This is a genomic window from Streptomyces sp. NPDC002845 (assembly GCF_053591955.1).
The window spans coordinates 1-14,145 of the sequence record NZ_JBSFUU010000011.1; the positions used below are offsets into that span (position 1 = coordinate 1).

Here is a 14,145-nt window from a genome sequence, read left to right on the forward strand (position 1 = left end):
TCGAAGTCCTGGGTGCGGTAATCGATCACCGTGTCCGCGCCGAGCGCGCGCACGAAGTCCGCGTTGGAACCGCCGGCGGTCGTGGCGACGCTCGCACCGAGGTGCGCGGCGAGCTGGATCGCGATCGAACCGACCCCGCCGGCCCCGGCGTGGATGAGAACCTTCTGCCCGGGCCGCACCCTCCCGCGCTCCACCAGCGCCTGCCACGCCGTGAGCGCCGCCAGCGGCAGCGAGCCGGCCTCTTCCATGCTGATCGAGGCGGGCTTGAGTGCCAGGTCGCCCTCCGCGACGGCGATGCGCTCGGCGAACGTGCCGATGCGGTCCTGGTGGGGCCGGGCGTAGACCTCGTCTCCGGGCTTGAAGCCGCGAACTGCCGTCCCGACGCTGATGACGGTGCCCGCAACGTCGTTGCCCAGGATCAGCGGCAGCTTGTAGGGCAGGATCTGCTTGAACTCACCGGCGCGGATCTTCTCATCCAGCGGGTTCAGTCCGGCGGCCTCCACCCGGACGAGCACGTCGTGCTCCCCCACGGTGGGTTCGGGGACGTCCGCCTCCTGCAGCGGCTCCTTGTACTTGGTGACGACGAACGCCCTCATGAGGTGTCACTCCTAATACTTGTCCTATTTATTCAGGTATGGGAATGGATCGGCAAACCCGGCGCGACATCCGAGGGCCTCGCAACCTCGCCCCGCTCGACTAATCCGAGTACACTCAACTATGAATCTACTCAGAAATATTGTCAAGGGAGGTCCCCATGGGAAGCGGTCACCTGCCGATCGGGCGCCGCGAGAGGGCCAAACAGTCCAAGCGCGAGCGCATCATGACCGCAGCCCGCGAGCTGTTCGTCGAACACGGCGTCGACAAGGTCACGACGCAGCAGGTCGCCCGTCGGGCCGATGTCGCGATCGGCACCCTCTACCTGTACGCGTCCACCAAGGCCGAGTTGCTGATCATGGTGCAGAACGAGAAGTTCGCCGCCGCCGTCGATTCCGGCCTCGCCGCCGCGAACACCGCCGTCGGACAGGGCGCGCTGGAGCGGGTCATCGCTCTCATCCGTCCCGTGGTGGAGTGCGTGAGGGAGCACATCGAGAACGGCCGCACATACCTGCACGAACTCGTCTTCGGCGACCCGGCCGAGCCCTACCGGCAAGCGGGCCTGGCCCTTGCCGGCCGTCTCGAGGACGGCGTCACCGGCCTGCTCACCCGCGACGAGCACATCGATGCCGCCGACGCGGCAACGCTGGCGCGGGTGATCACCGCGATCATCCACATCAGCACCACCGCCACCATGTACCTGCACCGCAGCGACGAAGCCGTCCTCGCCGACATCCGCGACCAGATCCACGCCACCCTGGCACCCCACCACCGCGCCGCATGACCGCTCGCTCCACGAGCCAACCATCAAACCCCGGAAAGGGGCACATCATGAACACGCACTACGGCGTCGTCGCCCTCGGCGCCGGAACAGCGGGTACGTCACCGCGATCCGCGCCGCGCAACTCGGCAAGAACATCCTGTCCGGCAGTCCGGCAGTCCGGCAGTGCGGACACCGGACAGCCGCAAACCCTGTCCACAACCCTGCACACCCGGTCAAGTGCGTTACAGCCGATCGAACCACGCGCCGATTTCGGCAAGCTCCGCCTCGCCCCGGTCGGCTCTGAGAACCTGCTCACGGCGAAACGCTCAGGCCAGCAGCGTCTGTCCGCCCTGCGCCTCACGTTCCCAGGTGGGACTGCGGTCCTTGTCGACCAAGGCCGCTCGGACGCCCTCCAGGAAGTCCGGCGTGCGGATGGTCGTGCGCGTGAGAGTGAGTTCGGCGCCAAGGCACTCGCGCAACGTCTGCCGCCTGCCCCGGGCCAGCAGGGCGTGAGTGATCTCCAATCTCTGCGGCGAGGCGGAGAGCGCGTCGACGCCGGCGTCGGGGGTCGCCCGCACAGCGCCGCCGCGCCCCCGTAACCAGAGGTGATCCCGATCCCTTCTGAGTTTACTTTTCTATACCCAGCTAGTAGCGTCAGGACCAGCACATCAACCTGGCTGCACGCGGGACGTGGGCGTGGCAGCAACCTGCGAAGGAGCACCACCATGGGAGTAAGCCAAGAGGCACACGAGTTCGCGGAGTTCCTCGCGAGCGTGAGCGCGAAGTCGTCGACACCCGGTCTCGACCTGGCCGTCATCCGCGACATCGTCGACTCGAACCACAAGGCGTCGACCGAGCCGGAAGGCGTCACCTACGCCGAGGTGGACGCGAACGGCGTCCCCGCCCTCTGGGCCATCCCCGAGGGCGCCGACCCCGACAAGGCACTGCTCCACTTCCACTTCGGCGGATCCGTCACCGCCTCCATGCACTCCGACCGCAAGGCCGCCGGCCACATCGCCAAGGCAGCTGGCGCCCGCTCACTCGTCGTGGACTTCCGCCTGGCGCCCGAACACCCCTACCCCGCGCAGCTCGACGACGCCGAGACCGCCTACCGCTGGCTGCTCTCGCAGGGCTACGAGCCGCGGAACATCGGCAGCACGGGCCATTCGATCGGCGGCACCCTCGCGGTGATGCTCCCGCTGCGCCTGCTCGCGCAGGGGGAGGCGACCCCGGGCGCGATCGTCAGCGTCTCGCCGTGGACCGACCTCACCATCCAGAACGCGTCGGTGGACGAGAACGAAGACAACGACAAGATGCTCAGCAGGAACACTCTTGAGCTCTTCCGCGGAGCCTGGCTCCAGGAGCCCGGAGTGGACTTCGCCGATCCGAAGATCAGCCTCGTGAACGCCGATCTGACCGGCCTGCCTCCCACGATCGTCCTCTACGGCGAGTACGAGACCCTCGCCGACGACGGCGCCCAACTGGGCCGTCGCCTCAAGGACTTCAAGGTCACCTCCGAGGTCCACCCGCTGCCCGAGGGACAGCACTCGTTCGTCCTGGGCGCGGGGCGCGTACCCGAGGTGGACGAGGCGATCCAGCAGATGGGTCAGTGGCTCCGCAAGCACCTCGGCGCGTGAGCTGAAGCCACACCGGGCGGAGCGGCCTTTCGGCCGGACCGCCGCACCACCGCGATGCCGGTGACCGGTCCGCCGGTCGTCGGCATCCTGCTCGACCATGTAGGCCGGCATGCGGTCCTTGTGTCCGACACCGTTCCGCAAGCAGCCCCACCACCGTCCCTTGATGCCACAAAGGAGTGCGCGATGGGAACGTACGAGGATGTCTTCCGCTCGAGTATCGAGGATCCGGAGAACTTCTGGCTGAAGGCGGCGGAAGGCATCGACTGGGATGTCGCCCCACGACGCGCCCTGGACTCCTCGGGCGCCCCCTTCTACCGCTGGTTTCCCGACGGTCGGCTCAACGTCTGTTTCAACGCGGTCGACCGGCACGTCGAGGCCGGCCGCGGTGAACAGGCTGCGCTCATCTATGACTCACCCGTGACCGACACCCGGCGCACCTACACCTATGTGCAGCTGAGGGACGAGGTGGCGGCTTTCGCGGGAGCACTCGGGCGGCTCGGTGTGGGGCACGGCGACCGTGTGGTGATCTACATGCCGATGGCCCCCGAGGCCGTTGTCGCGATGCTGGCCTGCGCACGTATCGGCGCGGTGCACTCGGTCGTCTTCGGCGGGTTCGCCCCACGCGAACTCGCCCTCCGCATCGACGACGCGGCCCCCAAGGTGGTCGTCTCCGCCTCCTGCGGCATCGAGGGCAAGCGCGTCATCGCGTACAAGCCCCTGCTCGACCAGGCGATCGAACTCGCGGTCCACAAGCCGGAGAAGAACGTGATCCTGCAACGCCCGCAGGAGACAGCAGAGTTGGGGCCTCACGATCTCGACTGGGCCGACCTGGTGGCTGCCGCGCCGCCGGCCGACTGTGTTCCCGTCCCCGCAACCGACCCCCTCTACATCCTCTACACCTCCGGAACCACCGGAAAGCCCAAGGGAGTCGTGCGTGACTGCGGCGGCTACGCGGTCGCCCTCCACTGGTCGATGGGGGCCGTCTACGACGTGGGCCCGGGCGAGACGATGTTCACCGGCTCCGATGTCGGCTGGGTCGTCGGGCACTCGTACATCGTCTACGCGCCATTGCTGGTCGGCGCGACGACGGTGCTGTACGAGGGCAAGCCGGTGGGCACCCCGGACGCGGGCCAGTTCTGGCGCGTTGCCGCCGAGTACGGGGTCAGCACCATGTTCACGGCACCCACCGCGTTCCGGGCGATCAGGAAGGAGGACCCGAGGGGAACGCTCACTGCGGGCTACGACCTGACCGGCCTGCGCCACCTCTTCCTCGCCGGCGAGCGCCTCGATCCCGAGACCTATCACTGGGCGAGCGATCTGCTGGGCGTCCCGGTGATCGATCACTGGTGGCAGACCGAGACCGGCTGGCCCATCGTCGCCAACCCGGTGGGCATCGAGGCGGCTCCCCTCAAGCCCGGGTCTCCCACCCGCCCACTGCCGGGATGGGACGTCCGGGTCCTCGACGCTTCGGGCGAGCCGGTGCCCGCAGGCGTCGACGGCGCGATCGTCGTGCGGCTCCCGCTGCCGCCCGGCGCGCTGCCCACGCTCTGGCAGGACGACGACCGGTACGTCGCCTCCTACCTCTCCGCCCACACCGGCTACTACCTGACCGGCGACAGCGGTCACATCGACGACGACGGCTACGTCTTCGTCATGGGCCGCACCGATGACGTCATCAACGTCGCCGGACACCGCCTGTCCACCGGCAGCATGGAAGAGGCCCTGGCCGCTCATCCCGACGTCGCCGAATGCGCCGTCATCGGCGTCGCCGACGCCCTGAAGGGGCAGGTACCGCGCGGCTTCGTCGTCCTGAAAGCCGACGTCGACCGCGAACCGGGCGAGGTCGAGGCCGAACTCGTCCAGCTCGTGCGCGAGCGCATCGGCGCCGTCGCCTCCCTCAAGGACGTCGCGGTAGTAGCCGCCCTGCCCAAGACCCGCTCGGGAAAGATCCTCCGCAAGACGATGCGCGGCATCGCCGACGGGCACGACGAACCCATCCCCTCCACAGTGGACGACCCCGGTGTCATCGAGGTCCTGCGCCCTGTTCTCCGCCGCGCCGGTCACACCCCGTGATCGAATGTCGCCATCCCTGGCTGACGGTGGGCGGGCGCGCCCGGCGGACTGCCCCACCGGAGCCTTTGACGCCGATCATGTCGCGACCTGGGTCTCCCCCAGCGACCCGGCAGTCGTCTCCACGGCCCGCGTCCAGGCATCCGATCAACTGACCGTCTGAGGGCTGGAAGAACTGGCCTTCACCGCCGAACTCGTGGTCAGCGAACTGGTGACGACCGCCATCCGCTACGGCAAGAACCCCATCAAACTGCGGATGATCCTTCAGTCCGCCCTGACGTGCGAAGTCTCCGACGCCACCAGCACCGCCCCGCACCTGCGCCGTGCCCGGGACTTCGACGAGGGCGGCCGCGGCCTGCTCCACGTCGCCCACCCCACCGAACACTGGGGCACACGGCACAACCGCGAGGGCAAGTGTCATCTGGGCGGAGCAGGCGATTCCAGCTGGCGTTGCGGAACTCCCATCCGCTCTGGCGTGAGGTTCTTGCGCGAGCTGCACCGCGCGACTTCGTGCGCGAAGCAGGGACCCACTTGCCACAGCCCACCCGACCACATAGCATTACGATCGTAATTTGATAGGCCGGTGCCGGCTCCGACTCGGCCGGCGTGCGCAGGGCGGGCGCGTCTTCGGACCCGGAAGCAGAAGAGCCCGGTGTCCACGTCCACGCGATGTCCGCCCCCGCCCTTTCGAAACCACCACCCATCACCCGAGGAATCACCCATGCTCAACGCCCTGTGGAACCCGACCGTCGTCGGAGAGATCGCCCTGCCGCACCGGCTGGCCATGGCACCCCTGACCCGCAGCCGGGCCACCCCGGACGGCGTGCCGACCGAGCTGAACGCCGAGTACTACGCCCAGCGCGCCTCGCACGCGCTCATCATCACCGAGGGCACCCAGCCCTCCGCCGACGGCCAGGGCTACCCGGTGACCCCGGGTATCTACACCGAGGATCACATCGCCGGCTGGCGCAAGGTCACCGACGCCGTACACAAGGCCGACGGACGCATCGTCATCCAGCTGATGCACACCGGGCGCATCTCCCACCCGGACAACACCCCCCACCACCGGCAGCCGGTGGCACCCTCCGCGATCAAGCCGGCCGGCCAGACGTTCACCCCGTCCGGGCTCCAGGAGATGCCGGAGCCGCGCGAGCTGTCCACCGAGGAGGTCGCCGCGACGGTCGACGACTTCCGGCGCGCCGCCGCGGCCGCCATCGCGGCCGGCGCCGACGGCGTCGAGATCCACGGGGCCAACGGCTACCTGGTCAACCAGTTCCTCTTCCCCAGCACCAACCAGCGCACCGACCAGTACGGGGGCTCCCTCGACAACCGCATCCGTTTCGCGGTGGAGGTCGCCACGGCCGTGGCCGACGAGATCGGCGCCGGCCGCACCGGCATCCGGATCTCTCCCGGCAACCCCTTCAAGCTCAACGACCTCACGGAGAGCGACCCGCACGAGCTCTACCCGCACCTCCTGCGCGCCCTCGCCCCCCTCAACCTCGCCTACCTGCACATCGGCCACGGCGGCGACGAGGAACTCCTGCACACCCTCCGCAAGCTGTGGCCCACCTCCCTGATCCTCAACCGGGCCGGTGCCGACATCGCCACCCGCGCCAAGGACGTCGAAGATGGTCTGGCCGACGTCGTCACCGTCGGCACCATGGCCCTCGCCAATCCCGACCTCGTCGAGCGCGTACGCTCCGGCGCCCCCCTGAACACCCCCGACCCCGCCACCTTCTACGGCGGCGGCGCGGCCGGCTACACCGACTACCCCACCCACGCCGCCTGACGAAGAGCAGCCCGGTGCCCGAGGGAACCACCACCTTCGGGCGCCTCGACACAGCTGCGGCGCACGGAGTCGGCGACCCGAGGAGTTACGGGCCGCGACCGAGGTGCGCCGCAGCGGTTTCACCTCACACCCCGGCGTTCTGCGCCGCGATCGAGGGAGTCCGGCATCACGGCCCGGACCGATAGCGGTCGCCGCCGAGGCTCACCTCTGCGAGGGAGGCACCGGGAAGAGCATGCAGCTACTGGTGGCATGGGCGAGCAGACGGTCCGTGCCGTCGACCAACTGCGCCTGGGCCAGGGCGGTTTGACGGCCCTTGCTGACCACCGTGCCGATGGCGCGTACCGTACCCGTGTCCACGGTGATCCGTCGCAGGAACTTCACCATGAGGTCGAGCGAGGTGTACGCAACGCCCTGGGGAAGGGTCGACTGGACTGCGCAACCAGCCGCCGAGTCGAGCAGGGTGGCGAAGATGCCGCCGTGCACGCTGCCGATCGGGTTGTAGTGCTCCTCACCCGGTGTCAGGGAGAAGACCGCCCTGCCGGGCTCCACCTCGCTCAGAGTGAAGTCGATGGAGTAATTGATGGGCGGCCCCGGCAGTCGCCCCGCCTGCAACTCACGCAGGAAGTCGATGCCGGCCATGCGTCCGGCGGCTTCCGCCAGGATCGCGGGATCTTCCCATTGATACGTACGCGTTCGTCCCACGACCGGGCACCTTCCGTCTGACTTTTGAAAGCGAAGCTAGTTTCCCGCTCACCTGACTGTCAATGACGAAGCCAGACCCTTACGATGGCCGGATGGAGTGGCTTGAGGCGAGCACGGAGAACTGCCCCGTCCAGCGCACGCTCGACGTGGTCGGAGAGAAATGGACGTTGCTGATCCTGCGTGACGCCGTCAACGGAGTCCGCCGCTTCGACGACTTCCACCGCCACATCGGCCTGTCGGAAGCCGTCCTCAGCGACCGCCTCCGGAAGCTGAACGCAGCCGGCATCCTGAGGACCGTCCCCTACCAGGAGCCGGGCAGCCGCTCCCGCAACGAGTACCGCCTGACCCGCAAGGGCTGGGATCTGTGGCCTGTCCTGATGGCGCTGAGCCAGTGGGGCGAGGCGTACGCCCTCGGTCCCGAGGGGCCCGTACTGGACATCCGTCACACCGACTGCGACGCCCCGGTCCGCGTCGTCGTCGAGTGCTCCGCAGACCACACCACCCTTACCGCCACGGAAGTCACCGCCCGACTCGGACCCGGTGCCCGCATCCGGTCGTGAGCACGCCGGACATGGGCACGCCGGTCATGATATTACGTGCGTCAGGCCATGGATTACCCTTGAGTGCGAAGCATGGGCCTTACGGAGCGAACGGAGGAAGCTCGTGGTGCGCTACGCCAAGGAGCACAAGCAGGTGACGCGGCGACGCATCATCGAGAAGGCCGGCCACCGGTTCAAGCAGGACGGCATCGACGGCTCGGGCATCTCCACGCTGATGGCGGACGCGGGGCTCACCAACGGAGCCTTCTACGCCCACTTCGCATCCAAGGACGACCTCGTCGCCCATGTCGTGGCCGAGGAACTACAAACGCAGATCGCGAGGTACGGCACCCTGCGACCCGGCCGCCCGGGACTCGAGGACCTCATTCGCGAGTACCTGTCCCCCGAGCACCGGGACAACCCCGGCCTCGGATGCCCCTCCGCCGCCCTTCTCGACGAGATCGGCCGCTGCGAGGACGGGACCAGGCAGGCCTACAGCGACGGCGCGCGGGCCGTCCTGGAGGAGATCTCCGCCCGCCTGACACCCGAGGACCCGCGGTCCGCTCAGGCAAAGGCCATCGGCCTGTTCACCATGCTGGTGGGGACGATGCAGCTGTCCCGCGCCCTGTCCGATCAGAAGCGCGCCAATGAGGTCCTTGAGCTGGGGATCGAGAACGCTCTCGCCTTCATGGGGTGAGGCGGAAGGCGAGGTCGCGTCAGTGAACGGGTGCCTCGAGCCGCTCACCCAAAGGGCGCCACGACCCTGAGGCACCACCCTCGGCCCAGACTACGACCGCACCGCACACCTTTTACCGCTCGAGGAACTTGAGAGCCGTCTCCACGAACTGCCCGTGGAACTGGAAGATGCCGCCATGGCCGGCGTCGGGGTAGAGGACCAACTCGCCGTTCGGCACTCGCCGCGCCAGGTCGACCGAGTTCTGGGTCGGAACCATCCAAGGGGGTGCGGGTGTGTCACATCGCGGGGCTGGAGTGCCCATACTCCACGCCCAGCAGGGCGAAGGCGTTGTGGATGCCCTGTTCGAGCAGTTCGTCGGCAAGCTGCCGGTCGGTGAGGGCTCGGGAGAGCTGGAGTGTCCCGGCCATCATGGCGTAGGCGCCGAGCGCCTTGGTGCGGACCGAGAGGGGATCGTCGGGTGCCAGGCGGGCGGCGATGCCGTCGATGACCATCAGTACGCCGTCGGTGTAAGCCTGCTTGGTCGGGTCTGTGCAGCGCCGGATTTCGTCGAGCAGGGCGGCGGAGGGGCAGCCGTCGTCGGAGCTGTCGCGATGCCGGGCGGACAGGTACCAGCGCACGATCTGCTCAAGTCCTGCGCGACCGGGTGCCGCCTGCGCGACGATGGTCGCGTTCTGCGCCTGCAATTGGTCGGCGACCGCGGTGGCCACAAGGTCGTCTTTCGACGTGAAATGGGCGTAGAAGGCGCCGTTGGTCAGCCCCGCGTCCGTCATGAGGGTTGAGATGCCCGAGCCGTCGATGCCGTCCCGTTTGAACCGACGTCCGGCCGCCTCGATGATCCGCTGCCGGGTCGCCTGCTTGTGCTCTTTCCCGTAGCGCACCGCGCGCTCCTTTGCTCGTCGGAGGGGCTGCTTGCTCTTGGCGGGCGCCCTCGCCATATTGTATTTCGATCGTACTTCAATGGATTCAAGGCCCCAGTGGCTACCCGTTCGGCGGTGAGGCGCCGTGCTGGGTGGCGCTGCCCCCCCCCTCGCTCGGGGGTGTTCATTGCGCGTCGTGGAGTGCGGTCGACTGCGAGGGCTCGCTGGCGATCCATCGTCTCCGTGCACAGTATTGTGAATGTAATTCAATGACCCTCGATCAGCGCCGCCTCAGTGCTCGGCGAGGCGGATGCCGGGTGATCAGAACGAGCCGGCCGACATGGGTCGGCACCCGCCACTGTGCGACCTGGTCGACAGCACCGGTGCAGCGCATCGGGCGCCGGCGAAGAGAACTCCGTCCTTGAAACCCGCTACAGAAGGACCTGCACATGAACACACCGCGGAATTCACCGTCCTCCTCGCCCTCGTCGTCGTACCAGAACGCGCTGACCCGCTCCGTGTCCGTCCGCGGCGAGGACTTCGCCTACCGGGAACTCGGCCCTGAGGACGGCGTACCGCTGATCCTCCTGATTCACCTGGCCGGGGTCCTGGACAACTGGGACCCACGCGTCGTCGACGGACTCGCCGCACGACGCCGGGTCATCGCCTTCGACAACCGCGGGGTGGGCGGATCGAGCGGCTCCACGCCGGACACGATCGAGGCGATGGCCCGCGACGCGGTGCTGTTCATCCGAGCCCTCGGGTTCGACCAGGTCGATCTGCTCGGCCTGTCGATGGGCGGCTTCATCGCACAGGTCATCGCGGAACAAGAACCTCACCTCATCCGCAAGGTCATCCTGGCGGGCACAGGCCCCGCCGGTGGCCCCGGCATCGACAAGGTCCCGGCGCTCACCCTCCAGGCCACGCTCAAGGGCGCCCTGACCCGCCAGGATCCCAAGCTCTCCCTCTTCTTCACCGAAACCGAGGGCGGTCGGCGGGCGGGACGGGCCTTGCTGGAACGGCTGAAGGAGCGCACGCACCACCGCGACAAGGACATCTCATTGCCGGCGTTCCGAGCCCAGCTGAAGGCCATCAGACAATGGGGCCGTCAGGCGCCGTCGGACCTGTCGGAGATTCGCCAACCGGTGCTCGTGGCAAACGGCGAGAACGACCGCATGGTGCCCAGCCACAACACACTCGACCTGGCCGCCCGCCTGCCCAGGAGCGAACTCGTGCCCCTCTACCCGGATGCCGGACACGGGGGGATCTTCCAGTACCACGATGAATTCGTGGCAAGGGCACTCGAGTTCCTTGGGTCCTGAGCCCGAGCCAAGCCGCGCTGCCCGCACCTTCACGCTCGCACAACGCCCTCGGAAACGTCAGCTCGGCCGTCACCGTTCGCCGGCCCTGGCCGTGGAAGGCGGCCCCCCCTGCTCAGCCGTGCCTGAGTGCACGACAAGGCACGGCCGCCTTCGCCCACACGTGCTGTCCGGCCAGCAGGCGGGAGAGCGCAGCGGATCCGGGGTAGGACAGAGACAAGGCCGCCGGCAGCCCCCGGTGATCGACAACCACCGCGCCGGGCCAGCCGAGCAGCCAGGGTTCCAGCTCCTCCCACTGGCGTTGCTGTGCCTGGACTTCCAAGTGGAGTCCAGGGGCGGCGAGTTCGTGCACCACTCGCTGCCAGAGCCGATCTTCCAGCGGGGGCACCGGGCCGCTGATCAGGTTGAGGCGGATCCCGCACGCACCCGTCTCCAGGAGCCGGTCGAGCTCTTCCCCCCGACGTCCGGGGTCTATGACGGCCACGCCGCGGAGGGGGCCCCGGCACCTTGCCGAGGGCCTGGAGCAGGTAGGAGTTGTCCGTGCCGAGGCATGTTCACGGGAAGCGCCCACGGCATCGCCGTCGTCGCCGTGCTCCCCGAGACCCTCGCACAGGAAACTCGATACCCCGCACTCCCCACGGACGAAGCTACCGCCCCGCCGGTCACCTCCGCTCACTGAACCACTCCGTCCGAGGCGGCTGGAATGAGGTCGATCCACGAAAGACCACCGAGATCGAGCCGACTGCGGGCGCGTGTCACGGCGACGTAGGCGAGGCGGGCGTCCGTTTCACTCACGGGTTCTGGGATCGGGCGACCACGGTCGTCGTGTTGATCGCTGTCCGGGGGCGGGGGGAAGTCATCGGCGATCTTGACCGTGGGCCATTCCCGGCCTTTGGCCTTGTGGGCCGTGGAGACCGTGACGTCGGCCTTGTCCTCGTCGGTCAGTGCGTGGACCGCGGTGATGATGGCCTCGGGTCCGTGCTGGTCGACAAGTTCTACGAAAGGCTGCAGATCGCGGCCGGCCGGATCGTGATCCGCGTACTCCTGCAGCTCACCCCAGGAGGCAAAAAGAACGAGTTCTGGGTGGGCGGTGCGACGGCCGTCTTTGAGGTCCCGTGCAGCCAGCGCCAGCGCGACGAGCGTATGCCCTCCCCGCGTCAGCGCGACGCGGTGGCCGGCGGCCAGCAGTCGCATGACCTCGGTCATGGCCCCGATGTTGGTGCGGCACAGCACCGCGTCCGGGGAGGCGACGAGACCGACCTTCGTCGGGATCGCCTCGGTGCCTGTCAGTCGGATGGGCGCGTCGGTGAACGCGAGCCACCGGTTGGCTTGTTCGGCAAGGAGGGGGCCGAAGCGGAAGGATCGAGTCAGGGTGAGGTGGGTGGCTTCGAAGCCTGTCATGATGTCCCGGGCTCCGCGCCAGCCGTAGATCGCCTGTGCGGAGTCGCCGACCATGACCAGCTGGGTGTGGGCACGTTGAGCGGCGAAGACCTGTTCCAGGACGGGGTTGGTGTCCTGTGCTTCGTCGAGGAAGAGGAAGCTCGGGTGTTCCAGGGGCCCGTTCGGTGGTGCGGGATCGTACGGCAGTTTGGTGCGGAGAGTCCCCGGGGCAGTGGAGATCGGGACCGGCCCCGGTTGGCCGCCGCCTTCCCGCGCGTGGGCAGCCGGGGTGCGTTCGCTCGGCGGACCGGTCCGGGTTGCCCCGGCGAGGCCGCCACGTGCACCGAGCGACCGTCAGCCGGATGGTTCGGCGGCCCGCCCGGCGGTTGAGGTCGGCGTCATCGGTCAGGTTGAGGCGGGAGGGGGCCGTTCAGTGGGACCAGGGCTGCCTGGTCGCCCGACGGGGCAGGTCCGTCGGGCGAAGAGCGCGGTCGGCGCGTCGGTCGAGGTCGGCAACCAGGGCCGTCCGGTCGGCCGAGGCCGAGTGGGCGTGGGTCTCGCCCGCCCGGCTGACCGCGCCTCACCACGCAGACCCGCGCGCCGGACGGAGGAGCTTGCCCTCGTCGAGGGCGGCCGGCTCACGCGGGGTCAGTGGAGGCGCCCGTCTCCCCGAGCGGCCGTCCTGCCCGTACGTTCCAGCGGGCGGCCCGGCCGCTGAGTTCCGTGGCGGTCAGCGGGGGTACGTCGACGCGCCAGAAGGCGGACTCCGGCGCGCCCAGCACGCGTACCAGCACGGCCCGTACGACCTCGGGCTCGACCACGGCGACGGTGCGGCCGCCGACCTGGGCGGCCGTGTCGAGCCAGCGTGCGACCCGGTCGCACAGCGCGCGGACCGACTCGCCGCCGTGCGGGGCGGAGTCGGGTTCGGACAGCCACCGGACCATCGCCTCCGGCTCCCTGCCGCTGACCTCCGCCAGGTCCGCGCCGCGCCAGCGGCCGACGTCCAGACCGGCGAGTGAGGGCACCGAAACGGCGTCGAGCCCGAGCGCGTCGGCCGTCTCGCGGCAGCGCACGCTGGGGGAGACCCACGCCCGGTCGGCGGCCGGGACCGTGCCCGCGGCCGCGTGGGCCGACCGAAGGCCGGCGGCGTCCAGCGGGCACCCGTCGTCGAAACGGGCCTCGCGGAGGGCCTTGTTCAGTGCGGGTGAGATCAACATCACTCGGCTCGTCATCCGCCCACTCTCGTACTCGACTCGTCCTCGGCTCGTACTCAACACCCTTGCCCTGTCCGGGACATGACCATAAGGCGACCTGGAAACGGCCGCGTGACCAGGTCACCGGCGCACGGTGCGCCGCCCATGCGCCCTTGGCCGGAACCCCGCTTCGCGGTACGTTCGCGTCGATATCGATGACGGTCGACGGAAGCCGGTGGGAATCCGGCACGGTCGCGCCACTGTAAGCCCAGCCCGTACCGCGCCCGCCAGGGGCGACAGGGGCTGAGCAAGTCAGACCCGTGGCCGTCGTCCTGTGCACCACCGAGACGGGACGCGAGTTCCCCAGGAGGTCCTGCCATGGCGCAGTCCGCCGTCGCATCGTCGGCCGCAACCCCCACCGCCGTACCGGCAAAGCTGCCGGTCGGCGCGATCGTCCCCTGGGCGGTCTTCTTCGGCATCCTGATGCTGGTCCTGCTCTACTTCGTCGGCGCCGAACAGGGCGCCACCTCGCTGCTGTCCGGGGAGGGCGTCCACGAGTGGGTGCACGACGCCCGCCACCTGCTCGGCTTCCCCTGCCACTGACG

General features: G+C 68.9%; 15 protein-coding genes, 2 pseudogenes and 1 riboswitch. Of the genes and pseudogenes, 9 read left to right on the plus strand and 8 right to left on the minus strand.

Annotation, left to right across the window (positions count from 1 at the left end):
• The coding region (locus tag ACWD3C_RS09945) for an NADP-dependent oxidoreductase (protein WP_451142012.1) at positions 1–596 on the minus strand (596 nt) is incomplete at its 3' end.
• Between the two features lie 158 nt (positions 597–754).
• Between ACWD3C_RS09945 and ACWD3C_RS09950 the strand changes: the two genes are divergently transcribed.
• Complete coding sequence (locus tag ACWD3C_RS09950; RefSeq protein WP_451142014.1) at positions 755–1,378, plus strand: TetR/AcrR family transcriptional regulator; 624 nt, start codon at positions 755–757, stop codon at positions 1,376–1,378.
• Positions 1,379–1,683: 305 nt separating this feature from the next.
• Here the strand turns inward: ACWD3C_RS09950 and ACWD3C_RS09955 are convergent, their stop codons facing one another.
• A complete protein-coding gene (locus tag ACWD3C_RS09955) occupies positions 1,684–1,935 on the minus strand; it encodes an enoyl-CoA hydratase/isomerase family protein (protein ID WP_451142016.1) in 252 nt (83 codons plus the stop codon).
• A gap of 147 nt (positions 1,936–2,082) precedes the next feature.
• Here ACWD3C_RS09955 and ACWD3C_RS09960 point away from each other — a divergent pair, with 147 nt between their 5' ends.
• The 4 genes and pseudogenes from ACWD3C_RS09960 (at position 2,083) to ACWD3C_RS09975 (ending at position 6,853) form a co-directional block, all read left to right on the plus strand.
• Complete coding sequence (locus ACWD3C_RS09960) at positions 2,083–2,994, plus strand: alpha/beta hydrolase (RefSeq protein WP_451142018.1); 912 nt, start codon at positions 2,083–2,085, stop codon at positions 2,992–2,994.
• Positions 2,995–3,177: 183 nt separating this feature from the next.
• Positions 3,178–5,067: a propionyl-CoA synthetase gene (locus ACWD3C_RS09965; protein ID WP_451142020.1), complete on the plus strand. Its 1,890-nt coding sequence runs from the start codon at positions 3,178–3,180 to the stop codon at positions 5,065–5,067.
• Between the two features lie 55 nt (positions 5,068–5,122).
• Positions 5,123–5,543, plus strand: a pseudogene (locus tag ACWD3C_RS09970) (ATP-binding protein); the annotation flags it as partial.
• A 242-nt stretch (positions 5,544–5,785) separates the two neighbouring features.
• Positions 5,786–6,853 (plus strand): alkene reductase, encoded by a 1,068-nt coding sequence (locus ACWD3C_RS09975; RefSeq protein WP_451142022.1) that lies wholly within the window; start codon positions 5,786–5,788, stop codon positions 6,851–6,853.
• Between the two features lie 201 nt (positions 6,854–7,054).
• On the opposite strand, the gene ACWD3C_RS09980 is transcribed toward ACWD3C_RS09975, so the two are convergent.
• Positions 7,055–7,555 (minus strand): PaaI family thioesterase, encoded by a 501-nt coding sequence (locus ACWD3C_RS09980; RefSeq protein WP_451142024.1) that lies wholly within the window; start codon positions 7,553–7,555, stop codon positions 7,055–7,057.
• Between the two features lie 92 nt (positions 7,556–7,647).
• Between ACWD3C_RS09980 and ACWD3C_RS09985 the strand changes: the two genes are divergently transcribed.
• Entirely contained in the window at positions 7,648–8,115 is a 468-nt protein-coding gene (locus ACWD3C_RS09985; RefSeq protein WP_451142026.1) for a winged helix-turn-helix transcriptional regulator, read from the plus strand.
• 103 nt (positions 8,116–8,218) lie between these two features.
• On the plus strand, positions 8,219–8,791 hold the full coding sequence (locus tag ACWD3C_RS09990) for a TetR/AcrR family transcriptional regulator (protein ID WP_451142028.1): 573 nt from the start codon (positions 8,219–8,221) through the stop codon (positions 8,789–8,791).
• 112 nt (positions 8,792–8,903) lie between these two features.
• Here ACWD3C_RS09990 and ACWD3C_RS09995 read toward each other — a convergent pair whose 3' ends face one another.
• Both ACWD3C_RS09995 and ACWD3C_RS10000 read right to left on the minus strand, forming a co-directional pair.
• A complete protein-coding gene (locus ACWD3C_RS09995; protein WP_451142030.1) occupies positions 8,904–9,047 on the minus strand; it encodes an alpha/beta fold hydrolase in 144 nt (47 codons plus the stop codon).
• A gap of 19 nt (positions 9,048–9,066) precedes the next feature.
• Positions 9,067–9,669 (minus strand): TetR family transcriptional regulator, encoded by a 603-nt coding sequence (locus tag ACWD3C_RS10000; RefSeq protein ID WP_451142032.1) that lies wholly within the window; start codon positions 9,667–9,669, stop codon positions 9,067–9,069.
• Between the two features lie 428 nt (positions 9,670–10,097).
• On the opposite strand from ACWD3C_RS10000, the gene ACWD3C_RS10005 reads away from it, so the two are divergent.
• The gene (locus ACWD3C_RS10005) at positions 10,098–10,970 is read left to right on the plus strand and encodes an alpha/beta fold hydrolase (protein WP_451142034.1); all 873 of its coding nucleotides are present in this window, start codon (positions 10,098–10,100) and stop codon (positions 10,968–10,970) included.
• 112 nt (positions 10,971–11,082) lie between these two features.
• Here the strand turns inward: ACWD3C_RS10005 and ACWD3C_RS10010 are convergent, their stop codons facing one another.
• The 3 genes and pseudogenes from ACWD3C_RS10010 to ACWD3C_RS10020 all read right to left on the minus strand — a co-directional run bounded on the left by ACWD3C_RS10010 (position 11,083) and on the right by ACWD3C_RS10020 (position 13,579).
• Complete coding sequence (locus ACWD3C_RS10010; RefSeq protein WP_451142036.1) at positions 11,083–11,685, minus strand: amidohydrolase family protein; 603 nt, start codon at positions 11,683–11,685, stop codon at positions 11,083–11,085.
• Positions 11,640–12,506, minus strand: a pseudogene (locus ACWD3C_RS10015) (UvrD-helicase domain-containing protein); the annotation flags it as partial. The pseudogene ACWD3C_RS10015 and the gene ACWD3C_RS10010, both read right to left, overlap by 46 nt.
• Before the next feature lie 479 nt (positions 12,507–12,985).
• Positions 12,986–13,579 (minus strand): histidine phosphatase family protein, encoded by a 594-nt coding sequence (locus ACWD3C_RS10020; RefSeq protein WP_451142038.1) that lies wholly within the window; start codon positions 13,577–13,579, stop codon positions 12,986–12,988.
• Between the two features lie 163 nt (positions 13,580–13,742).
• Positions 13,743–13,883: riboswitch (cobalamin riboswitch) on the plus strand.
• Positions 13,884–13,918: 35 nt separating this feature from the next.
• Here ACWD3C_RS10020 and ACWD3C_RS10025 point away from each other — a divergent pair.
• A complete protein-coding gene (locus ACWD3C_RS10025; RefSeq protein ID WP_451142040.1) occupies positions 13,919–14,143 on the plus strand; it encodes a CbtB domain-containing protein in 225 nt (74 codons plus the stop codon).
• The last annotated feature ends 2 nt before the right edge of the window (positions 14,144–14,145 follow it).

Excerpts from the sequence above, each read along its gene's own strand:
- ACWD3C_RS09950 (WP_451142014.1), top strand. The coding sequence starts at position 755 with ATGGGAAGCGGTCACCTGCCGATCGGGCGCCGCGAGAGGGCCAAACAG.
- ACWD3C_RS09960 (WP_451142018.1), top strand. The coding sequence starts at position 2,083 with ATGGGAGTAAGCCAAGAGGCACACGAGTTCGCGGAGTTCCTCGCGAGC.
- ACWD3C_RS09965 (WP_451142020.1), top strand. The coding sequence starts at position 3,178 with ATGGGAACGTACGAGGATGTCTTCCGCTCGAGTATCGAGGATCCGGAG.
- ACWD3C_RS09975 (WP_451142022.1), top strand. The coding sequence starts at position 5,786 with ATGCTCAACGCCCTGTGGAACCCGACCGTCGTCGGAGAGATCGCCCTG.
- ACWD3C_RS09985 (WP_451142026.1), top strand. The coding sequence starts at position 7,648 with ATGGAGTGGCTTGAGGCGAGCACGGAGAACTGCCCCGTCCAGCGCACG.
- ACWD3C_RS09995 (WP_451142030.1), bottom strand. The coding sequence starts at position 9,047 with ATGGTTCCGACCCAGAACTCGGTCGACCTGGCGCGGCGAGTGCCGAAC.
- ACWD3C_RS10005 (WP_451142034.1), top strand. The coding sequence starts at position 10,098 with ATGAACACACCGCGGAATTCACCGTCCTCCTCGCCCTCGTCGTCGTAC.
- ACWD3C_RS10020 (WP_451142038.1), bottom strand. The coding sequence starts at position 13,579 with ATGACGAGCCGAGTGATGTTGATCTCACCCGCACTGAACAAGGCCCTC.
- ACWD3C_RS10025 (WP_451142040.1), top strand. The coding sequence starts at position 13,919 with ATGGCGCAGTCCGCCGTCGCATCGTCGGCCGCAACCCCCACCGCCGTA.